The sequence below is a fragment of the Nocardia sp. FBN12 genome, assembly GCF_054031145.1.
Window position 1 is genome coordinate 4,389,643 of record NZ_CM132926.1, and the last position, 21,653, is coordinate 4,411,295.

General features: G+C 66.1%; 20 protein-coding genes and 1 pseudogene. 12 read left to right on the forward strand and 9 right to left on the reverse strand.

Annotated elements, in window-relative coordinates; all coding sequences use genetic code 11:
• Positions 1 to 1,089 carry an ABC transporter substrate-binding protein gene (locus tag ACWZHB_RS20795; protein WP_427903516.1) on the forward strand — a complete coding sequence of 363 codons (1,089 nt, stop codon included), beginning with the start codon at positions 1 to 3 and terminating at the stop codon, positions 1,087 to 1,089.
• Positions 1,090 to 1,175: 86 nt separating this feature from the next.
• Entirely contained in the window at positions 1,176 to 2,069 is an 894-nt protein-coding gene (locus tag ACWZHB_RS20800) for a dioxygenase family protein (RefSeq protein ID WP_427903517.1), read from the forward strand.
• Positions 2,070 to 2,084: 15 nt separating this feature from the next.
• Here the strand turns inward: ACWZHB_RS20800 and ACWZHB_RS20805 are convergent, their stop codons facing one another.
• Entirely contained in the window at positions 2,085 to 2,750 is a 666-nt protein-coding gene (locus ACWZHB_RS20805) for a TetR/AcrR family transcriptional regulator (protein ID WP_427903518.1), read from the reverse strand.
• A gap of 95 nt (positions 2,751 to 2,845) precedes the next feature.
• Between ACWZHB_RS20805 and ACWZHB_RS20810 the strand changes: the two genes are divergently transcribed.
• From ACWZHB_RS20810 to ACWZHB_RS20820, 3 genes and pseudogenes are all read left to right on the forward strand, one after another.
• Positions 2,846 to 4,138 (forward strand): lipase family protein, encoded by a 1,293-nt coding sequence (locus tag ACWZHB_RS20810; RefSeq protein ID WP_427903519.1) that lies wholly within the window; start codon positions 2,846 to 2,848, stop codon positions 4,136 to 4,138.
• Positions 4,132 to 5,701 (forward strand): annotated as a pseudogene (locus ACWZHB_RS20815) (AMP-binding protein). The gene ACWZHB_RS20810 and the pseudogene ACWZHB_RS20815 overlap by 7 nt, the downstream one beginning before the upstream one ends.
• A 143-nt stretch (positions 5,702 to 5,844) precedes the next feature.
• Positions 5,845 to 6,249, forward strand: a complete 405-nt coding sequence (locus ACWZHB_RS20820) for a hypothetical protein (RefSeq protein ID WP_427903520.1) — start codon at positions 5,845 to 5,847, stop codon at positions 6,247 to 6,249.
• 61 nt (positions 6,250 to 6,310) lie between these two features.
• On the opposite strand, the gene nrdF is transcribed toward ACWZHB_RS20820, so the two are convergent.
• Entirely contained in the window at positions 6,311 to 7,273 is a 963-nt protein-coding gene (gene nrdF, locus ACWZHB_RS20825; RefSeq protein WP_056812336.1) for a class 1b ribonucleoside-diphosphate reductase subunit beta, read from the reverse strand.
• 476 nt (positions 7,274 to 7,749) lie between these two features.
• Between nrdF and ACWZHB_RS20830 the strand changes: the two genes are divergently transcribed.
• The 3 genes from ACWZHB_RS20830 to ACWZHB_RS20840 all read left to right on the forward strand — a co-directional run bounded on the left by ACWZHB_RS20830 (position 7,750) and on the right by ACWZHB_RS20840 (position 10,661).
• Positions 7,750 to 8,601: a peptidase gene (locus ACWZHB_RS20830; RefSeq protein ID WP_427903521.1), complete on the forward strand. Its 852-nt coding sequence runs from the start codon at positions 7,750 to 7,752 to the stop codon at positions 8,599 to 8,601.
• 20 nt (positions 8,602 to 8,621) lie between these two features.
• Positions 8,622 to 9,566 (forward strand): hypothetical protein, encoded by a 945-nt coding sequence (locus tag ACWZHB_RS20835; protein WP_427903522.1) that lies wholly within the window; start codon positions 8,622 to 8,624, stop codon positions 9,564 to 9,566.
• A 114-nt stretch (positions 9,567 to 9,680) separates the two neighbouring features.
• A complete protein-coding gene (locus ACWZHB_RS20840; RefSeq protein ID WP_427903523.1) occupies positions 9,681 to 10,661 on the forward strand; it encodes a peptidase in 981 nt (326 codons plus the stop codon).
• 36 nt (positions 10,662 to 10,697) lie between these two features.
• Here ACWZHB_RS20840 and mgtE read toward each other — a convergent pair whose 3' ends face one another.
• Positions 10,698 to 12,149, reverse strand: coding sequence for a magnesium transporter (gene mgtE, locus ACWZHB_RS20845; RefSeq protein ID WP_427903524.1), 1,452 nt, complete (start codon positions 12,147 to 12,149; stop codon positions 10,698 to 10,700).
• 353 nt (positions 12,150 to 12,502) lie between these two features.
• Positions 12,503 to 13,078: a TetR/AcrR family transcriptional regulator gene (locus tag ACWZHB_RS20850; protein WP_427903525.1), complete on the reverse strand. Its 576-nt coding sequence runs from the start codon at positions 13,076 to 13,078 to the stop codon at positions 12,503 to 12,505.
• Between the two features lie 80 nt (positions 13,079 to 13,158).
• Between ACWZHB_RS20850 and ACWZHB_RS20855 the strand changes: the two genes are divergently transcribed.
• The 3 genes from ACWZHB_RS20855 to ACWZHB_RS20865 all read left to right on the forward strand — a co-directional run bounded on the left by ACWZHB_RS20855 (position 13,159) and on the right by ACWZHB_RS20865 (position 15,662).
• A complete protein-coding gene (locus ACWZHB_RS20855) occupies positions 13,159 to 13,845 on the forward strand; it encodes a DUF899 family protein (RefSeq protein ID WP_427903526.1) in 687 nt (228 codons plus the stop codon).
• 313 nt (positions 13,846 to 14,158) lie between these two features.
• The gene (locus tag ACWZHB_RS20860) at positions 14,159 to 15,151 is read left to right on the forward strand and encodes an LLM class F420-dependent oxidoreductase (protein ID WP_427903527.1); all 993 of its coding nucleotides are present in this window, start codon (positions 14,159 to 14,161) and stop codon (positions 15,149 to 15,151) included.
• A 40-nt stretch (positions 15,152 to 15,191) separates the two neighbouring features.
• Complete coding sequence (locus tag ACWZHB_RS20865) at positions 15,192 to 15,662, forward strand: RDD family protein (RefSeq protein ID WP_427903528.1); 471 nt, start codon at positions 15,192 to 15,194, stop codon at positions 15,660 to 15,662.
• Positions 15,663 to 15,704: 42 nt separating this feature from the next.
• Here the strand turns inward: ACWZHB_RS20865 and ACWZHB_RS20870 are convergent, their stop codons facing one another.
• A complete protein-coding gene (locus tag ACWZHB_RS20870) occupies positions 15,705 to 16,193 on the reverse strand; it encodes a DUF3558 family protein (RefSeq protein ID WP_427903529.1) in 489 nt (162 codons plus the stop codon).
• 269 nt (positions 16,194 to 16,462) lie between these two features.
• On the opposite strand from ACWZHB_RS20870, the gene ACWZHB_RS20875 reads away from it, so the two are divergent.
• On the forward strand, positions 16,463 to 16,894 hold the full coding sequence (locus ACWZHB_RS20875; protein ID WP_427903530.1) for an RDD family protein: 432 nt from the start codon (positions 16,463 to 16,465) through the stop codon (positions 16,892 to 16,894).
• A gap of 885 nt (positions 16,895 to 17,779) precedes the next feature.
• Here the strand turns inward: ACWZHB_RS20875 and nrdE are convergent.
• From nrdE to ACWZHB_RS20895, 4 genes are all read right to left on the reverse strand, one after another.
• A complete protein-coding gene (gene nrdE, locus ACWZHB_RS20880) occupies positions 17,780 to 19,885 on the reverse strand; it encodes a class 1b ribonucleoside-diphosphate reductase subunit alpha (RefSeq protein ID WP_427909241.1) in 2,106 nt (701 codons plus the stop codon).
• 35 nt (positions 19,886 to 19,920) lie between these two features.
• Positions 19,921 to 20,394, reverse strand: coding sequence for a class Ib ribonucleoside-diphosphate reductase assembly flavoprotein NrdI (gene nrdI, locus ACWZHB_RS20885; RefSeq protein ID WP_379292523.1), 474 nt, complete (start codon positions 20,392 to 20,394; stop codon positions 19,921 to 19,923).
• Between the two features lie 30 nt (positions 20,395 to 20,424).
• Entirely contained in the window at positions 20,425 to 20,658 is a 234-nt protein-coding gene (gene nrdH, locus ACWZHB_RS20890; protein WP_301902494.1) for a glutaredoxin-like protein NrdH, read from the reverse strand.
• A gap of 385 nt (positions 20,659 to 21,043) precedes the next feature.
• The gene (locus ACWZHB_RS20895; protein ID WP_427903531.1) at positions 21,044 to 21,613 is read right to left on the reverse strand and encodes an NAD(P)H-dependent oxidoreductase; all 570 of its coding nucleotides are present in this window, start codon (positions 21,611 to 21,613) and stop codon (positions 21,044 to 21,046) included.
• Between the last annotated feature and the right edge of the window lie 40 nt (positions 21,614 to 21,653).

Genomic DNA, 21,653 nt, shown 5'->3' on the forward strand with positions numbered 1-21,653 from the left:
ATGCTGGCGAGCGCCCGAAACCGCACCCGATTCCGTCGCACCGCCGAGCCGGGCGGGCACGTCCGCTCGCGCGGCTTCGTCGTGGCGGCCGCGTTGCTGTGCGCCGCCGTGCTCACCGCGGGGTGCGCGGAGAAGCACGATGACGCGAGCACGATCATCCGCACCACCACGAATATCGCGGGTGCGGGCGTGGTCGGGACCGATCGCGACACCGCGACCGCGTGCCCGCTGCCGAGCGCGCCGGACTCCGGCGCGGCGCGCACCGTCACCCACACCGGCGGTGTCTCACAGGTTCCCGCCGACCCGCAGCGCATCGTCGTACTCACCACCGCGGCGCTCGACGCGGCCTGCGCGGTGGGCCTGTGGGAGCGGGTCGCGGGCGCGGTCACCCTCGACGGCGACCGTCCGCAACCGATGTACCTGGGTTACGGCGTCGTGAAGGTGCCAAGCGTCGGCGCCATCGGTCAGCCCGATCCCGCACGGATCGCCGAGCTGAAGCCCGACCTGATCCTCGGCGACGTCGCCACGACCGCCGGTGGTTTCGACGCGCTGAGCAAGATCGCCCCCACCGTCCTGATCGGCGCGGGCGGCAGCTGGCAGTCCGATTTCGCCGCCTATGCCGCGGGCATGAACCGCAGCGACGCCGCCGGCACCGCCCTGCAGAACTACCTCACCGAAGCGCACGACCTCGGCCCCGCCCTGAACGCGCGCCAATCCCAGGCCTCGGTCCTGCGCTTCACCGCCGACACCATTCAGGTCCAAGGCACCGAAACCTTCGCGGCCCAGGTCCTTTCCGACGTCGGCGTCCAGCGCCCCACCGCCCAGCGCGGCCGATCCTTCGACATCACCGAAGCCGACCTCGCCACCAAAGCCGAAGGCGATGTCATCTACGTGATGTTCGACGGCCCCGACGGCGAGGAACACGGCAGGCAGGTCCTGCGCTCCGATCAGTTCGAAGAGCTGGGCGCCGCGTCCGACAAGCGTGTCTTCGCGGTCGACGACAAGATCTGGCACACCACCGGCCTCACCGCGGCCCGCGCGGTCCTCACCGACCTGCGCAACAGCCTCAACGGCTACGTCACCGACTGACTCCCAGCTACCTCTCAGCGCGTTCGCGGCTCCGGCGCAGCCCCCGTGCTTACCGTGGTCGTCAACACGGCAGCGAAGGAGCGGAAATGGGCGAGCACGATCTGGGACTCGGGCACGATCTTCGAGTGCTGTCGCGGCGGCGAGCGCTGAGGTTTCTCGGCGTCGCCGGGGTTGCGGCGGCGGCGGCGGGCTGCGCGACCACCGACGACAGGACCGACGCGAGCACCAGCTCGGCCACCACCTCCGCGTCGGCGGAAACCCCCGCCGCGGCACCGCAGGAGACGGCGGGTCCCTACCCGGGTGACGGCTCCAACGGACCCAATGTCCTGATCGAATCGGGCGTGGTGCGATCCGACATCACCACCAGTTTCGGCACGTATTCCGGTACCGCCCAGGGTGTTCCGATGACACTCACGCTGAACCTGCGTGATCTCGTCGAGAACGCGGCGGGCACCGGCATGGCCGTCTACGTCTGGCATTGCGACCGCGAAGGCCGCTACTCCCTCTACACCGACGGCGCCACCGAACAGAACTACCTACGCGGCGTCCAAGTAGCCGACGACAACGGCACCGTCCGCTTCACCTCGATCTTCCCGGCCTGCTACGCCGGCCGCTGGCCACACATCCACTTCGAGGTCTACGACTCCCTGTCCACCGCCGTCGCAGGCGACAACGCCCGCCTCACCTCCCAGATCGCCCTGCCCCAAGACGCCTGCACCTCGGTCTTCGACGCCGACCCCGGCTACACGAACAGCACCCGCAACATGTCCGGCGTAACCCTGTCCTCCGACAACGTCTTCGGCGACGGCTGGGACGCCGAACTGGCCACGGTCACCGGCACACCCACCACCGGCATGTCCGTCGCCCTCACGGTCGGCGTCGCCGCGAAATCCCAGAACACCCAGTCCGGCAACGGTGCCCCGCCCTCGGGCAACGGAGCGCCAGGCGGCCCGCCGCCCGGCGGCCCCGCTCCCCGCTGACGAATGCGGGCGGACTCAACCCGCGGACCGCCCCAATCCTGAGTGCACGATCTCGATGAACGCCATGAGATCTCGGATGAGCACATCGATGTCGCCCGTCGCGCCGGCGTCGGTGTGGAGCCAGTCGGCGACGGTCTCGAACAGACCGCCGATCGTGGAGACCGCGAGGGCGTGCAGATCGATGCCGACTCCTAAGGGGGGCACGAATCCGTATTCACGCCACAGGGTTTCGAGGAACTGAGCGGCCCAGCGGCGGTTGATCCGCCGTTGCTGTTCGACTTTCGCCGAAATGCCGCTGGCCTCACCGAAAGTCACCTTCGCCACGCGCGGGTCGTCGACCATCGAATGGGCGAAGGCGCCGATGACGGCGGCGACCACGTCGTCGCGGGCGCCCGAGGATTCGGACAGCGCGGTGGCGACCTTGTCCTGTGCGTGTTCGCTCTGCTGCTGTAGCAGCGCCAGGTAGCAGTCTTCTTTGCTGTCGAAGAGTTCGTAGAAGGCTTTGTTGCCGACGAAGGCGGTCTGGCAGATCTGCTCGATCGCGGTGTTGACGTAGCCGTCGGCGGCGATCAAGTCGAAAGCGGCGGCCAATATCTGTTCCCGCCTGCGGGCACGGCGCTGTTCGGCGTCCAAGCCCTGGATGCGCCGGGAGCGGACTTGGCTCTTGTCGGTCGACGTCACGCAGCTCAGCCTACAGATCGCCCAATAAGAACAAGAACTCTTGTTCTCAACAAGGCAACGTGCTGTAATCGGAATCACCTATCGAAGGAGATGCCATGCAGCGCAGCACGGCCACTTGCCGGTCGCCCCGGCTCCGACGGCTCGGCGCCCGAGCCCTGCCTCTGCTCGCGATGACAGTGCTGGTGGCAGCGGGTCCGGCGGGCGCCCAGGATTTCGAACTGCCACCGCTGCCGAACGAGGCGCAGGTATATCCGGCGGTCGTGCCGATCCCCACCCCTCAGCACGACCCCTGGTACGCCGATCCGGCCGATCTCGCCGCCTACGCCAACGGCGACGTGATCCGCAGCCGGATCGTGCAGACCCACGTGCTCGGCATCCCGGCCCCGGTGCACACCACACAGCTGCTGCTGCGCAGCTCCGATGTGCACGACAACCCGCTCGCCACGGCGACCACCGTGCTGATGCCGGGCATCCCGTGGCTGGGACCCGGTGCGCGCCCGCTGATTTCCTATCAGGAGGCGATCGACAGCCTCGGCCAGCAGTGCAATCCGTCCTACACCCTGCGCGCGGGAATCCAGAAGGAAGTGGCCATCATGAGTCAGTTCCTCGCGGCGGGCGCGGCGGTGGTCGTCACCGATTTCGACGGCAAAGAGAACACGATCATGTCGCCCAGCGAGGGGCGGATGGTGCTCGACGGGATCCGCGCCGCCAAGCGCGGTGGGCTCGGGCTCGAGACCGCACCGGTGGGGTTGTGGGGTTATTCCGGTGGCGGCAACGCCTCCGCCTCGGCCGCCGAGCAGCGCCGCCATTACGCTCCCGAACTCGATATCGAGGGCAGTGCGCAGGGCGGTATCCCGGGCGACAAGGTCGCGATCGCACCTTTCGCGATCTCGGGGCAGCAGCCGCAAGCGAACTTCACCGGCTGGCTGGCGGTGCTGGGACTGGCCCGCGAATACCCCGAGTTCGACCGGGAATTGCAGCGATACCTGACACCGGAAGGCCAGCGTGTTGCCTATGACCTGCGGGAACGCTGCCTCTACACCGCCGTGGCCACCACGCTGCTTCGCCCGATGGCCGAGTACCTGACCGACCCCGCTGCCGCGCTGGCTGCCGCGCAACCGGCGCTGGCCGCGGCGAGCTTCGGCAAGCCGGAGAACACACCCGATATGCCGCTGTTGATGTGGCACTCGACCACCGACCAACTGCTGCCCGCCGAACTGGTGATCGACAAGATCGCCGCCGATTACTGCGCGCGCGGGGCGAACATGCGGATGTTGCGGGTGCCGTTCTCCGAGCACATCAGCGCCGAGATCGTCCCCGAACTGGGCACTGTCGCCTGGTTGCTCGCGGTCACCGCCGGAGCCGACCCCGGGCCGCGAGTATGTTGAGCGCGGTGCGCCGGGCAGCGCTCACGGCGCGGACCACAGTGCGCCAGATCCGGGTCATGCAGCGGGCCGGGATCATCGATCTGCGCCATCCGCCCCAGATCGCCCGGACCGCCGCCACGATGCGCGCCTACGGTCCGATCGCGGGCGGAATCATCACCTCGGCGCGACGAACCCCCGACCGGATCGCACTGATCGATGGTGACCGCCGGATCAGGTACGGCGAACTCGACGCACGCACCGATGCGATCGCCACCCGCTGGCACGCCGCGGGCTTCGATGCGAGCGACACCATCGGGGTGCTCTGTCCCGACGGCCTGCTCCTGGTCGAAACCATGGCTGCCGCGGCGAAACTCGGCGCCCGACTGGTGCTGCTCAACACTGGGTTCGGCGCCGCGCAGTTGCACGATGTGCTCGTCCGGGAGCAGGTGCGCGCTGGTGCTCGACCCGAGCCGGTCCGCACTCGCCGATGACCTGCCCGGCGATATCACCGTGCTCGACGTGGATGCCACACCCGGCGGCGCGCGCTTGCCCGCACCGGCCGAGCAGGCGGGCTTCGTCCTGCTCACCGGCGGCACCACCGGGACACCGAAGGGCGCACCGCGACGTGTCGAATCTCCTTTGGCAGCGGCACAATTCGTCGACCGGGTGCCGTTGCGGCGTGGCCAGACCGTGCTGCTGTGCGCGCCACTTTTCCACGGCACCGCCCTGTCGCAGTTCATCGTGTCGCTGAACCTGGGTTCGACGATCGTGTTACACGGCCGATTCGACGCCGCCCGCGCGCTCGGCCAGATCGCCGGGCATCGAGCCGACATGGTGGTACTGGTGCCGACCATGCTGCGCCGCATCCTCGATCTCGGCCCAGAGACGTTGTCCGCCAACGACACCAGCTCGTTGCGGATCGTCTTCACCGCGGGCGCAGCGCTCCCCTCCTCGCTGGGCACCAGAGCCATCGAGGCATTCGGCCCCGTGATCTACAACTTCTACGGCTGCACCGAAACCGGCACCGCCACCATCGCCACCCCGCAGGACTGGATCGCCGCACCCGGCACCGTAGGCAAGGCACCGGTCGGCATCACGGTCGCCCTCTACGACGAAGACACCCTCGTCACCGAACCCGGCCGTGTCGGCACCGTCCATGTCGGCAATTTCATCGCGATCGCGGGCTACTCGGGTGGCGGCGCCAAGCAGATCCGCGGCGGCCTGATGAGCACCGGCGACCTCGGCCACTTCGACTCCGGCGGAAGGCTTTTCATCGACGGTCGCGACGACGACATGATCGTCTCCGGCGGTGAGAACGTCTTCCCCGGCGAGATCGAAGACCTGCTCTACCAGCACCCTTCGATCACCGAAGCGGCCGTAATCGGTGTCCCCGACGAGGAATTCGGGCAACGGCTCGCCGCGTTCATCGTCCCCGCGGCCGATCTGGACGCGGACACCGTCCGCGCCTACGTGAAATCCCACCTCGCGCGTTTCAAAGCACCCCGCGACGTGCTGTTCGTCGACGAGCTCCCGCGCACCCCGACCGGCAAAATCGACCGCCGCGGCCTGGCCGCGCTCGGCTGAACGGACCCCGCGGCGCCGACCAACTGTCGGCGCCGCGGGGAAATCGCCGGTAGCCGCCCGATTGCTATCATGGCGAACAGCGCTCCCCGCGTCGCGATCGCCCCGCGCCGAAGCTCCGACAACCCCCGTTCGAGGAGGAGAACATGGCCGAGCATTCCGATGAGCGAATCCCGCCCGCATCCGACAACGCCGCCGATCTCGACCTTCCGTGGGCTCCCCGAGACCACGAGTGGAGCGGCACCAAGGCCGAGCACGACGCCTTGCGGTGGGCAAACGGCGACCCGCTCAAACTGGCGAGCATCTATCTGTACCGCGAACGTGGCGGCAATCCCGCCACCGAGGCCGACTACAAATTCCCGGTCGCCGACATCATCGACGGCAAGCCGACGTTGGTCTTCCACGCCGTGGCCAACGCGGCCGCGCGCTTGGACCAGGCCGACATCTCGGAACAAGACCGCAAGAAGGTCGAGCACCGTATCGGCGAGCTCTATCAGCAGGCGGCCGAGGCCTTCGACGATCCGTCACTGCAAGCACCGTGGGAGCGCTGACCGATCCGATCCCAGCACAACGGCGGCGGATCACTCCGCCGCCGTCGTGGGTCGAGTTCGCTCAGAACTCCCAGTCCTCGTCTTCGGTGTTGATGGCCTTGCCGATGACGTAGCTGGAACCCGAACCCGAGAAGAAGTCGTGGTTCTCGTCGGCGTTGGGCGACAGGGCCGAGAGGATCGCAGGGTTCACCTCGCACTCGTCCTTCGGGAACAGACCCTCGTAGCCGAGGTTCATCAGCGCCTTGTTCGCGTTGTAGCGCAGGAACTTCTTGACGTCCTCGGTGAGGCCGACCTCGTCGTAGAGGTCCTGGGTGTAGTCGACCTCGTTGTCGTAGAGCTCGAAGAGCAGCTCGAAGGTGTAGTTCTTGAGCTCGTCGCGCTCGGCCTGGGAGACCAGCTCGAGGCCCTTCTGATACTTGTAGCCGATGTAGTACCCGTGCACGGCCTCGTCGCGAATGATCAGCCGGATCATGTCGGCGGTGTTGGTGAGCTTGGCCCGCGAGGACCAGTGCATCGGCAGGTAGAAGCCGGAGTAGAACAGGAAGCTCTCCAGCAGCGTGGAGGCCACCTTGCGCTTGAGCGGATCGTCGCCGTTGTAGTAGCCCAGGACGATCTCCGCCTTGCGCTGCAGGTTGCGGTTCTCCTCCGACCAGCGGAAGGCTTCGTCGATCTCCTTGGTCGAGCACAGGGTCGAGAAGATGGAGCTGTAGCTCTTGGCGTGCACTGACTCCATGAACGCGATGTTGGTGTACACCGCCTGCTCGTGCGGGGTGATCGCGTCGGGGATCAGCGAGACCGCGCCGACGGTGCCCTGGATGGTGTCGAGCAGCGTCAGGCCGGTGAAGACCCGCATGGTGAGCTGCTTCTCGTCGGGGGTGAGGGTGTTCCAGGACGGGATGTCGTTGGACACCGGGACCTTCTCGGGCAACCAGAAGTTGCCGGTCAGCCGATCCCAGACCTCGGCATCCTTCTCATCGGGCACCCGATTCCAATTGATGGCCGACGCCCGATCGATGAGCTTCATTCCGCCTCCACACCTTTCCGCCAGACCTGATGACCCGCACTCGCCGACATGCGCGAGGCCCTTCACCCAGAACACTACTCGTAGTGGGTGACAACCTCGGGGAGCACTACAGCTTGTGTTGCGGCGCGCGGAACCCGACCTGACCGGCCGAACACCCGCACCACACACGCGGCCCCCATTGTGCGGCACGATCGCCGCCACACCACCATCGCATCGCCAGTGATTCGCCACATGCGTGTGAGCGCCCGGTCCGCCGGTGAGCGGCGCCACTGACCGGCGCACCTGGCCCGGTGCGGGTCAGAGGTGGCAAATCCGGCACACTGGCATTCGAAGTGGGTCAAAGGAGCGGGCGTCGTCCGCGCGAGGGGGATTTGCATATGCGATTGCGTCGACTGGTGGTTGGCGCCGCCGCCGTCATTCTCGGACTGACAGCTTGTCAAGCAGATCCGCCGGAGACCACGCGAGCTGTCGAGCCTGTGCCGACCCCGGTCGACGCATCGTTTTGGTCGACCGTCCCGCAGACCGACGAGCAGCGAGCCCAGGTGTCGGCGCATGCGCGACTCATCGACGTGTGCGCGCTCGTTCCCCGCACGGAACTCAGCACTTTCGGCGAGGTACGCAAAGTCGACAACGACGAAACTGATTCCTGCCGAGTCGAATTGGGACCGAAGGGCAGTGTCGAGAAGCTGAGCTGGGCGTCGATGGTGGTCTTCGGCGATGTCCCACAACCGGGAGCAACCGTGAGGCAACTCGGCGACGTTGCCTTGTCGGTGCTGCCCGATGACCCGGGAACCAGTGCGCCCGAGAAGACCTGCAATGCCACCGCGAAGTTCCGTTCAGGTGCGGCCATCTATTTCAAGGCGACCACCTCTCCGACGACCGACGCGTGTGCCCGACTGGAGGCCCTGGTCCCCGGCGCGGTGCAACGCTGGCTGGCAGCGCCACCGCAGGGCACCTCACCCGATACGAGGCGCTCGGTCCTGAACGGCGCGGATCCGTGCGCCGTGCGCTCCCTCCTGGACGGAACCGGCCCGTTCGGCGTGCCGACGCTGAACTCGTGCGGCTTCACCTACCGAGGCGTTGATGTCGTCGTCAGCTTCGAGAACCGCGAGAAACTGATACTCAGCAAGAACACCGAGCAGATGCCCGACGGCCGTACCGCCAACGTCCTCGACGGCACGAGCTACACCGTGGTGGTGGGCCCCGAATTCGCCGGGGAGACAGGCTATCTCGGCCCTAGCGCACCCGCGGTCAACGTGTTCGCCGACACTCCCGACGTCGCCAAAGATGTGATGCGGCAGGTCCTCACGCTCTTCCCCGCCACCTGATCCGGACAAGGAGAACCCCTGTGCGACAGTTCATCCTGCTGATCGCCGCAGCGCTGACGATGGTCGCGTGCGGGAGCGAACCCGCACCGGACTCCATGCCCAAAGGCGGATTCTGGTCCACCGCAGCGGTTTCCGATCAGGACAAGGTCGCGGTTCTGCGCAAGGTCAGGGCGATCGATGTGTGCGCGTTGTTACCCCGCGCAGCGCTGGGGACGCTCGGCACCGTGCGCGATGTCGAGAACGTGCATCCGAATCAGTGCCGGCTCAACATCGCTGTCGAGGGTCATCTCACCGGGATCGATGCGACCTGGAGTACCGGGGTGATGTTCGAGGGTGAGCCGGGCATGGACCGACCGGTAGACGTCGAGTCGATGGGGGATGTGCGGGTGCTGTTCAACGACGAACCCGCGGCGTCGGGCGATCCGCAGGTGCGTGGGGCCTGTCAGGCGTGGGCGCGATTCGTGGCGGGGGCCGATCTGTCGTTCAGTGTGCGGGCGCCGCAGGATGCCTGCGCGTCGGCGAAGGCGCTGTTGCGGATCGCGTTGATCGAATGGCGTAAGGAACCTGCCCAGGGGACCTCGCCGGACTCGGATCGGGCGGTGATCACCGGGGCCGATCCGTGTGCGGTCGCACCGTCGCTCGGTGTCCAGGTGCCCGCGGCCGATCAGGGTGTCACCACGTGCACATTGCACGTGGAAGGGCGCGATGCGATCGTCACCTACGACTACAACGAGGAACGTTCCATCATCGACGACGCGCCGGCCTTCACCGTCGGCTCCCGCCAGGTGTACCGGTTCGATACGGCCCAGTCCGACCTGGCGTCGCTGTCGGCGGTCGTCGGCCCCGGTCTCGCACCAGGGCCGACCGACGCCCTGCTCGGTCGGCGCGTGCCGACCGTCTCGGTCACAGCCGACTCCACGATCGCGGAGAAGGTCATGCGCGAAACCTTGCCGCTGGTGCGGTGACGACAACGTTCTGAGAACGACCTGGCGCGATGTTTGCGCGAGGGTTGCCGTCGCGGGCAGACTCGGTGGTCGGGCGCGCGTCCGGGCCCGGATCTGCCGAGGACAGGGGTGCGGATGTATCGCAGGATGGCGCTGGCCGCTGCCGCGTTGCTCGTATGCGCCGGGTGCGGGAGTGACGAGGCGGGCGACCCACCCGATTACGCGACATTGCCACCGCCACCGGCGCCGGTGATACCCGCCCAGCCCCCCGAGTTCTGGTCGAAGGTCCCCCAGGATCAGAACCAGCGCGCGGAGGTGGCCCAGGCGACCCGCCAGGTCGACGTCTGCGCGTTGCTGCCACGCGAAACCCTGGCACAGTTCGGCGAGGTCAAGAGCGTGACCGTCGGCCTCGACTCGTGCCGGGCGATCATCGGCAGCGACAAAGCAGGCGAAGGCTCGACCCTGACCTGGCACGCCACCCTGCTCGATGCCCTGTCCACCGGCGGCCGCGGCGTCACGCGGCAGATCGGCGACACGAACGTCCGCACGGTCCCCGACCGGGATGCGGGCGAACCACGCGCCTGCGGTGCGACCGCCCAGTTCCCGTCGAGCGCGGCGTTCTACCTCGGCCTGTCCACCCCGGGTAAGAACCCGTGCACGGTCGCCGACGAACTGATGCCCGGCATGATCGAGCGCTGGCGTCAGTCGCCGCCGCAGGGCACCTCCCCCGACACCGCACCAACCGTGTTGCTCGGCGCCGACCCGTGCACGGTTCGCGGCAAACTGGCCGGCGCCGTGCCCGGCGACGAACAGCGACTCACCCAGTGCCTCTTCAGTTATCGCGGCGAGAAGATCACCGTGAGCTACGAGTACCGCGTGCCCGACTACCTGGCCGCCAACAGCACCGAGGACCACATCGACGGCCGCACGGTGCACCGCTCGGTCTCGGTCTACGACAGCTCGATCCCGATCTACACCGCGGCCGTCGGCCCGGAACTGCCCGCCGAATCCACCGCGTTCGGCAGGCGCATTCCGGTTGTCGAGGTGGTCGCCGCCACTGACGACGTCGCCAAAGACGTCATGGCACAGACGCTCACGCTCTTCCCGGAGCGTTAGATCCCCAGCACCAGCTTCAGATCCCCAGCACCAGCTTCAGATCCCCAGCACCAGCTTCGCGGTGGTGAAGTAGATGATCAGCCCGGTCGCGTCGACCAGGGTGGTCACCATCGGCGCCGACACGACCGCGGGGTCGATCCGGAACTTCTTGGCCAGCAACGGCATCGTGCCGCCGATTGTCGCCGCCCAGCCGCAGATGACCACCAGGGTGATGGCCACGACGATGGCGATCTTCGGCCCGACGAACACGGTGCCGATCAGCAGCCCGGCCGCGGCCAGCATGCTGCCGAGCACCAGCCCGACCCGGCATTCGCGCCAGATCACCTTGAACAGATCCGAGACCCGCACCTCGCCGACCGCCAGCGCGCGTACGCACGCCGTCGCCGCCTGCGCGCCCGCGTTGCCGCCCGCGCCGATCAGCAGCGGAATGAACAGCGCCAGACTCGCGGCCTGTTCGAGGGTCGAGGCGAACATGTCGGTGACACTCACGGTCAGCGTGGCCGCGAACAGCAGCAGCGTCAGCCACAGCGCCCGGTAGCGCGCCAGCTGGAACACCTTGGCGGCCATGTAGTGGCCCTCCCACGGCGCCGAACCGGCCTGCTTGGCGACGTCCTCACTGTCGGCGGCCTCCAGTACCTCCATCGCGTCGTCGATGGTGAGCAGCCCGACCACCCGGTCCTCGCTGTCGACGACCACCAGGTTGATGAGGTTGGTGGAACTCATCAGCCGGGCGGCCTTCTCCGCGGAATCGGTGGCCCGCACGAATGGCGGCTCGGTGACGACGAGTTCGGACACCATCGCGTCCGGGGAGTGCAGCACCAGCTCGCGCAATTCGACGATGCCGGTGAGGCGGCGGCCGCGATCGACCACGGGCAGCGTGTAGACCGTTTCGGCGTTGCCGCCCTTGGCGCGCACACAGCCCAGTGCCTGCGCGACGGTCAGATTGTCCGGCAGCGCAACAACTTCCGGCGTCATGAACAGCCCGACCGAGCCCTCGGGGTAGCCGAGCAGCGCGGCCGTCATCCGGCGCTCGCGCGGGCTCAGCCCGGCCAGCACCTTCTTGGCGACCTTGGCGGGTGCTTCGTGCAGCATCCGAGCACGGTCGTCGGGGTCCATCGCCTCGACGAGATCGCGAAAGCTCTTCTCGCGCAGGCCCTGCAGGATCTGCTGCTGGTCCACCGGCTCGAGCTCCTCGAACACGCTGAGCGCGCGCTCCTTGTCGAGCAGCCGGAACACGACTCCGGCCTGCACGGCGTCCATCCGGGCGAGCGCGTCGGCGATCACGTGCGGCGGACGGTTCTCCAGCCAGTCGAGGCCACCGCAGGTGACGCGGTGGGTCGCGACGATATCGCGCACCGATTCGGACAGAATTTCCAGCGCCTCGGTCACCGCGTGATCTTCGACGGGGGTGCGGCGCGGCGAAACTACTTCCGGCGCAACGGATTCGGTGGGTACGTGACGGGTTTCGACGAGATCGATGTTCGACATGGAGGAGTCCTCTGGCGTAACAGCGCGCACGCCTGCGACATTGCGACAGGATGCGAATGAGTGGAACGGTGGCTGACGTTCACACCGCGGGGCGTCCACCGCCGGGGCCAGCACGCACGAGCCGGACCTACCAGGTCAGGAATTCAGTGCGAGGACGAAGGGGTGACGCCGCGCGGCCTTCGACTGGGGGGTTCGTTGCGCATTGCAACCCCACCTCCTCACAGTCGCCGCGGCTCATCGCTCCGCAGATCACGTGGAGTACCCACTCGGGCACACCCTTCCACCAAGAGACTACATGCGAGGCCCGTTCGTTTCACCCCTGGCTCGCGTACCACTGGTCACAGTGAGCCCACTCACACCACCCGTGGGAGCCCGGCGATGACGGTGTCGACGGCCTGTTCCGCGAGCGGCCACAACTCGGCGCGGTCCAGGTGCCGCAACGGCCCGCGCAATGCCAGTTCCGCGAAGCCGTGCACGGTGGACCAGCAGCTCCAGGTCGCGCCCTGGCGCGCCGCGGGGGCGAGTTCGCCGATGTGCACCATCATGTCGAGCGCGTCGGCGAGGGCGAGATAGGCGGGCGAGTCGACGACCGATTCGGGCGAGGTGTCACCGGCGCCGAAGAACGCGACCGCGAACCAGCCCGGTTCCCCCAGCGCGAAGCCGATATACCCGAGGCCGACCGCGCGCAAGCTCGCGCGCGGTGCCACCGGGACGCGCTCCATGCCCTCGGCCATCCGCGCCTCGATCGCCGTCGCGACCGCGCGCAACAGGGCTTGCCGGTCGGGAAAGTGCCGGTAGGCGGCGTTCGGCGTGACACCGACCCGGCGGGTGACTGCGCGGATCGTCAGCGCGTCGGGCCCGCCGGATCTGGTGAGTTCCAGTCCGGCCTCGACCAATGCCGCCGCGAGGTCACCGTGGTGATAGGCCAACCCTTGAACTTCCTTTCGAAGAAGTATACGGTGTGAACATATCAAATGTGCACACCGTACACATCGAAGGGTGGCCCATCATGACCGCATTGCCCACCATCGTCGATCAGGACGCCTGGCAGGCCGAACTCGATCAGCTCAGAATCCGGGAGAAGGCCGCGACCCGCGAACTCGATGCCGTCGCCGCCCAGCGCCGGCGTCTGCCCGCCGTCCGCCTGCCCGACTACACGCTGAAAGCCGAAGACGGCAGCGACGTTTCACTCGCCGAGATCTTCGACGGGCACTCGCAGCTGATCACCTATCACCACATGTGGACGCCGGGAAACACCTGGCAGTGCGGGGGCTGCACCGGCCTCACCGCGCAGTACGCACGGCTGGATTTTCTCGACGGCTACGACGCGCGATTCGTCATCGTGACGCAGGGGCCGATGGACGAGGTGCTCGCCTACAAGAAGCGCGTCGGCAACACGATGACCTGGTACTCGACCGCCGACAGCCCGTTCGGCGCCGACATGGGCGCAGGCCCCGGCGCGGGCTTCGCCGTGAACACCTTCCTGCGCGACGGCGACACCGTCTACCGCAGCTGGCACACCGACGGCCGTGGCACCGAACAACTCGCCTACACCTTCGGCCTCATCGACGCGCTCCCCTACGGCCGCCAGGAGGTATGGCAGGACAGTCCGGAGGGCTGGCCGCAGTCACCGACCTACAGCGGCTGGCCGAGCAGTAAGGACATCGCCGCGTCCTACGGCGACCCAAGCGCCTGATCTGCGAGATCGCGGCCGCACGCCCGATCGCGGCCGATCGGGCGTGTCCGGGGCGCCCGGCGTGCGCGCGGCCCCTGGATCACCCGGCCGAAATCGACGCCGAGGCGGGGTGGGGAAATATTGTTCATACGAGGGCGAGCCTGCCCAGGTTCGCCCCGCGTGCCCAGTGAATTTCCGTGCATAACAGCCGGTCCAGAGTTCAGCGCGGTGCGCGCACAATAGTTGCCTGAGCGCACGGAAGTGGAACAGTGGAGCGCGACAGCCGCGGCGTGTGGCGCGCCGCTCGAGTTCCATTCACTCCAGGAGAAAACCTGTGCGATTCGGCATCTTCGTTCCCCAGGGCTGGCGGCTGGATCTGGTCGGTATCGAACCGGCCGACCAGTGGTCGGTGATGCGTGAGCTGGCCCAGCGGTTCGACGCGATCACCGAGTGGGAGTCGATCTGGGTCTACGACCACTTCCACACCACGCCCGTCCCCACCGACGAGGCCACCCACGAGGCATGGTCGTTGATGGCGGCGTTCGGGGCCACCACCTCGCGCGTGCGGCTTGGCCAGATGTGTACCGCGGTGAGCTACCGCAACCCCGCCTACCTCGCCAAGGTGGCCGCCACCGTCGACCTGATCTCGGGCGGCCGGGTGGAGCTGGGCATCGGCGGTGGCTGGTACGAACACGAATGGCGCGCATACGGTTACGGCTTCCCGCCCGCCGGCGAACGCCTCGGCCGCCTCGACGAAGGCGTGCAGATCTTCCGTCAGGCCTGGCAGACCGGCCGGGCAACACTGGACGGCAAGTACTACCAGGTCGACGACGCCATCGTGCACCCACGCCCGTTGCAGGAGAACGGAATTCCGATCTGGATCGCGGGCGGCGGCGAGAAGAAGACCTTGCGGATCGCGGCGAAGTACGCCGCCTACACCAATTTCAGCGGCAACCCCGAAGAGTTCGCCCGCAAGTCCGACATCCTGCGCCGGCACTGCACCGAGGTCGGCACCGATTTCGCGGCGATCACCCGCAGCTCCAACTTCAACGCCATCGTCGGCACGACCGAAACCGAAGTGCAAGAACGTCTCTCGACAGTCATCGACCGCTTCACCCCCTTCCTCGGCGCCGACGAGGCGAAAGCCTTTGTGCACGAACAATTCGCCACCAGCGCGGCCGTCGGCACCCCCGAACAGATCATCGAACGCCTCACCGAGGTAAAGAATCTCGGCCTCGCCTACGCCATCCTCAACTTCCCCGAAGCCGCCTACGACACCTCCGGCATCGAACTCTTCGAACGCGAGGTGATCCCGGCATTGGCGTAATCCACGGCCGGCCTTAAGCCCCACTTTCTACTTTGGCGTCATGAGGCAACCGGAGGCCGTGCGGCGCGAATCATCGGCGCTGACCACCACAGACCAGCAGCGACCCGACGGCACACGCCACCTCGGCCCCACCCTCGACAACGACGGCGATCCCGCACCGAGCAAACACAGCCTGTCGACCACCCCGCCCGACAGCGACAACCCCCTACCCGCCATCCTCGCCGCCCTGATCAACTGGACCCTCCACATCAGCATCGGCGTCGCCGTCTGGTTCGCCCTTCGACCGAACGACCCCACCACAGCGTTCTGGTATGCCTGCCTGGCCTGGATCACCGCCTCCTTCCTGCACCGCGTCGCGATTCAGCGACTCACCCGAGCAACCCTCGGCAACGCCCTGCTCGGCCTACGCCTGGCCCACCCCGACGGCACCCACCCCACCCTGGGCCGCCTGACAAAACACTGGCTCACCACCGTGCTCAAATCCGTGATCCAAGTCCTCTCCTTACCCTGAACACCGACGTCAGCGGCTCGCGCTCGGGTGATGAGCGGCTGCTCAGGCAGGGAAGGTCGGGACGATCGATTCGCCCATGTGGCGCAGGGTGACACATGGGTCGGTGGCCGGTTCGGTGGGGTTCTTCACTACGACCATGCGGATCACTCCTTGGTCGGCGGAGAAGAGGACGTCACAGGAGTTGGGGGCCGCGGCGGCGGCCAGGCGGCGGCCGGCGCGGCGCGCGACGGTTTCGTCGGTGAACGCTGTCGTGCCCGACTCCTTTTCGAACTCCTCGAGGGTTCTCGAGATCGAGAACACCTTCAGGTGGACGGTGGCACCGGTCCATTCGCAGGTCTGCCAGCCCGCGGCAGGTGCACCCGCGGCAACCTTCGTCGCGGGGTCGACACCGGCCTTCTGCAGTGCACCCGCGGTAACCCCGGTGCACGGCTCGAACAACACCTTCGCTTCCGCGGGCTCGTCGCTCGAACATCCGACGAGCGCCGCCAGCGCCAATCCTCCGGCCGCTACCATCACGAGCGCGCGCTTCATCTGGTCCCTCTCACCGTGCATCTCAAAACGCGGCCACGTTAACAAGGTTCGCAACTGTCCGGTGCCGTCGCTGGAACAGACTTGTGCCGATCACCACGAACACCTCCCTCGGCTGTGAAGAACACGCGACCACATGCCTGCTCGACTGACTAGGTGCATGCCTGCTCACTTGTGCCGCCACTTCAGATCAGCGAGCACGCAACGTCGTGAACAGGTCGACAAGACCGACAGCGGGTGGATGTTAAGCGCTACGCACCACGCTGAGGCCCATGAGCAACGCAGCACCGCCCCGGCACGCGGCAAGGACCAGCAGAGTCGAGCGACCAGCGTTCACCGAAACGCGAGCCTCGCAGCGCCGGGCGGACGAATTCCCGCTCACCGCACGCACTTCCAACGGCGACGAGACCGGCGTGATTCCCGCGTTCCTCATCGACATGACGCTGCACGCGGCGATCGGCGCCACCGCCTGGTACCTCGCCCCCGGTGCAACAGCCGTCCTGTACGGCATCCTCGCCTGGCTCGGCGCGTCCTTCCTGCACCGCACGGTGATCCAACGCCACACCCGAACGACAATCGGCAAGTGCCGATACGGCCTGCGCCTGTGCTACGCCGACGGAACCTACCCGTCGACCTGGCAACTGGTCGTCCAGTGGTTCCGCGGCGGCTGGTCCTGCTTCGACCTCTTCGATTCCGTCGACTGACACGCATAGGGCCGACCGACTCACGTGCGCAGCAGTTCGGACGGCTCATCCGTGGGGCCGACGATGGGGTTCAGCTATCGACTTCAGGTTTCCGATCGTCCCGATTCGCCAGGTCCTCGACGCAATACGCACAAGATTCTTTGAACACAGCCTTATTCGTGTGATGGCGAGTGTGTGCGTTACGCCTGCTCGTGGGCTTCGGTCGCCCTTTCTGAGCAGCAGACATCTTCGCCCGAGTCTCGGCGCTGGCCGTCCGCCCGTAGTTCGGGTTTCCCGCGCCGGTTCTCATCTCCGATAGCCGCAGACGCGATTCCTCCGACATCACACGGCCGAATCCGGGGTGTTCTGGACCGAACTTCCCATAGTTCGGATTGGCTTCGCCTTCGTATGTGCCTTTACGTTCGATCGACCATTTCGCACGCTGTGAAGCCGAGTGCGTGCGCCCGTGAAACGGATTCTCGTCGCCGAACCGGCTCACACCCGGACGGCCGGTCGACCGGATTCGCGCGGCCTCCCGCATTTCCGCAGTCCATACCACACCAACAGGTCCGAGTCCGCCATCAGCGAGGTTGAGTAATGGCTGACCTTCCCTCCGAAGGTATGCGATCCAATCGATCTCAGCCTTTCCGAGCTTCTTCAGGCCTTATACCCAATCCATGACATCCGCTATCACCTCGTCGCGATCCTGTCTGCGCAGCCAGTCATAGAACGGAGTCTTTCGACCCGTGCTGGCGACCTTGAAGTGCTGACGGAGCCGCACATGCTCCGACTTTGTCGTCAGCCCTATATACCGATAGTCAAATTCGGCGCGGAGGCGAACTCCGTAGATCACACCAGCAGTTGCCTTGCCCATCTGACCTCCGCGCCGAGTTTGCTAACGAGGAATTACAGCATGCAGCTGACGCAATTTTCTATTTCCGTCCCTTGCAAGGCCATTTGGCGCAAGCGGATGTAGTAGAGGGTCTTGATGCCCTTGCGCCAAGCGTAGATCTGAGCCTTGTTGATATCGCGGGTTGTTGCGGTGTCTTTGAAGAACAGGGTCAACGACAAGCCCTGGTCGACGTGTTGTGTGGCTGCGGCGTAAGTGTCGATGATTTTTTCGTAGCCGATTTCGTAGGCATCGGCGAAGTACTCGAGATTGTCGTTGTCCAGGTATGGGGCCGGGTAGTAGACGCGGCCGATCTTGCCTTCCTTGCGGATCTCGATCTTCGACGCCACCGGGTGGATCGAGCTGGTGGAGTGGTTGATGTAGGAGATCGAACCGGTCGGCGGGACGGCCTGCAGGTTCTGGTTGTAGATGCCGTATTCCTGCACCGAGGCCTTGAGCAGACGCCAGTCGTCCTGGGTGGGGATGCGCACGCCGGCGTCGGCGAACATCTGAGCCACCTTGTCGGTCTTCGGTTCCCACGCCTGCTCGGTGTACTTGTCGAAGTACTCGCCGCTGGCGTACTTGGAGTCGGCGAACCCACCGAACGCGGAGCCGCGCTCCTTGGCGATCAGGTTCGAGGCCCGAATCGCGTGGTACACAACGGTATAGAAGTAGATGTTGGTGAAGTCCACGCCTTCTTCGGAGCCGTAGTGGACCCGTTCGCGCGCCAGGTACCCGTGCAGGTTCATCTGGCCGAGGCCGATGGCGTGAGATTCGTTGTTGCCCTGCTCGATCGAGGGCACCGAGAAGATGTGGGTCTGGTCCGACACCGCGGTGAGGGCGCGGATCGAGGTCTCGATCGTCTGGCCGAAGTCCGGTGAGTCCATCGCCTTCGCGATGTTGAGCGAACCCAGGTTGCACGAAATGTCTTTGCCCACCTTGGAATACGACAGATCGTCGTTGAATTCCGAGGGGGTGGAGACCTGCAGGATCTCCGAGCACAGGTTCGAGTGGGTGATCTTGCCCTTGATCGGGTTGGCCCGGTTCACCGTGTCCTCGAACATGATGTAGGGGTAGCCCGACTCGAACTGCAGCTCGGCGATGGTCTGGAAGAACTCGCGCGCCTTGATCTTCGACTTGCGGATGCGCTTGTCGTCGACCATCTCGTAGTACTTCTCGGTGACGTTCACATCGGCGAACGGCACACCGTAGATGCGCTCGACGTCGTAGGGCGAGAACAGGTACATGTCCTCGTTCTTCTTCGCCAGCTCGAAGGTGATGTCGGGGATCACCACGCCCAGCGAGAGCGTCTTGATGCGGATCTTCTCGTCCGCGTTCTCGCGCTTGGTGTCGAGGAAGCGGTAGATGTCGGGGTGGTGGGCGTGCAGGTACACCGCGCCCGCGCCCTGACGCGCACCCAGCTGGTTCGCGTAGGAGAAGGAGTCCTCGAGGAGCTTCATGATCGGGATGACACCCGAGCTCTGGTTCTCGATCTTCTTGATCGGGGCGCCGTGCTCACGAATGTTGCTGAGCAGCAACGCGACACCGCCGCCGCGTTTGGACAGCTGCAGCGCGGAGTTGATGGAGCGCCCGATGGACTCCATGTTGTCCTCGATGCGCAGCAGGAAGCAGGACACGGGCTCGCCGCGCTGCTTCTTGCCGGAGTTGAGGAAGGTGGGGGTGGCGGGCTGGAAGCGGCCGTCGATGATCTCGTCGACCAGGTTGCCGGCCAGCACCTCGTCGCCTGCGGCCAGCGTCAGCGCGACCATGCAGACGCGATCCTCGAAGCGCTCCAGGTAGCGCTTACCGTCGAAGGTCTTGAGCGTGTACGAGGTGTAGTACTTGAACGCGCCGAGGAAGGTCGGGAACCGGAACTTCTTGGCGTAGGCCTGCTGGAACAGCTGCTTGACGAAGGGGCGACCGTACTGGTCGAGCACCTCGGTCTCGTAGTAGTTCTCCTTGACCAGGTAGTCCAGCTTCTCGTCCAGGTTGTGGAAGAAGACGGTGTTCTGGTTCACGTGCTGCAGGAAGTACTGGTGCGCGGCCTCGCGATCCTTGTCGAACTGGATCTCGCCGTTGGGGCCGTACAGGTTCAGCATCGCGTTGAGGGCGTGGTAGTCCATGACCTCGCCCGTATCGGGCCGCACCGCCGACTGCTCTAGGCGTGCTGACTTGCCTGCCGGTGCTGTGGTTGCTGTTGCCAAAACAATCCCAATCCCTCTCGGACGCGCGCGACGTCCTCAGCGGTTCCCATGAGTTCGAAGCGATACAGATACGGCACCCCGCATTTTTGCGAGATGATGTCTCCTGCAACGCAATAGGTATCGCCGAAGTTCGTGTTGCCGGCCGCGATCACCCCGCGCAGCAGCGCGCGGTTGTGTGGGTCGTTGAGGAACTTGGCGACTTGCCGTGGAACGAGGTCCTTGTCGGGACGTTCTCCGCCCATGACGTGCCGACCACCGCCATAGGTGGGGGTGATCAGCACGTAGGGTTCGTCGATCCGCGGCGATTCAGCGGTGGTGTGTAGTGGAAGCCGAGTTGCCGGGAGACCGAGCTTCTCGACGAAACGATGAGTGTTCTCCGAAGCGCTGGAGAAGTAGACCAGCCCGCCCGGAGTCATCTGCTCGGGCATGGCGCCTCCTTACCGGCGAACCGGCGCGAACTAGGCAGCCGCGACGGCGAGCGACTTGATGCGGTCGGGACGGAAGCCCGACCAGTGATCCTCACCCGCGACGACGACCGGTGCCTGCAGGTAGCCCAGCGCCATGACGAAGTCACGCGCCTCGTCGTTCTCCGAGATGTCGATGACGTCGTAGTCCACGCCGACCTTGTCGAGAGCCTTGTAGGTGGCGTTGCACTGCACGCAAGCGGGCTTGGTGTACACGGTGACGGTCATTCGGAGTCCCTCTCTCTATGCCTGATCCACAGCCTGTGATCCGTATGCAATGCACGAACGGGTGATGCTGCGCAAACTCCTGGATCTGACGAAGAAAGCCCTGCTCGTAACCCCTTCCCTTGGGCCCGATCAGTGGTGGCTCCACACCGTCTTCCAGTACGACAGACACTACACCTAGTGTCCGACAGATGGGAACAACACAAGGTGTTGCGAGTCGCACGGATGTAATTCCCACGCGGTAAGTCCCAGGACGGGCGCTGCGCAAGCAGGGAAAACAGTGGTTCAGATCACGATTTCGTCTACCGGCGAGTCTTCAGCAAACTTCGCGGACAGCGAAGGGGCGTCGCATCCGCGATGGATGCGACGCCCCTGCCGAACGCCCAGCTTACGCCGAGATCAACGTGCCGTTCACCGCGGCGACCAACTGGTGGACGGTCGCGCCGAGCTGGGTCAGCGCCTCGGCGTCCTCGGCCGGATGTGCCTGCGCGAAACGCTCGCCGATGGTCGCGAACTGCGCGTGCGCCGACTCGACGACAACGCCGCCCGCCACGCCGACGGACTTCACGGTGTCGCCGTGCGCCCACGCCGCGGCGTTCGGGCTGATCGACGCGCTCACCACGGCGACCGGCTTACCCTTGATCGCGCCGGCACCGTACGGGCGCGAGGCCCAGTCGATGGCGTTCTTCAGCACGGCGGGCAGGGTGCCGTTGTATTCGGGAGTGACCAGCAGAACGGCGTCGGCCGCGGCGACGGCGGCACGCAGTGCCTCGGCCTGGGCGGGCACCGCACCGGGCACATCCAGGTCTTCGTTGTAGAACGGGATCTCACCGAGACCCTCGTAGATGGTGATATCGACACCGGCGGGCGCGGTCTGCGCCGCAGCCTCGGCCAGGCGGCGATTGATGGAGCCCGCGCGCAGGCTTCCGACGAGAGTAAGGATGCGGGTCTCGCTCATTGCGACTCCTGGTGTACTCAGTGGAATGATCCAAGTTTCA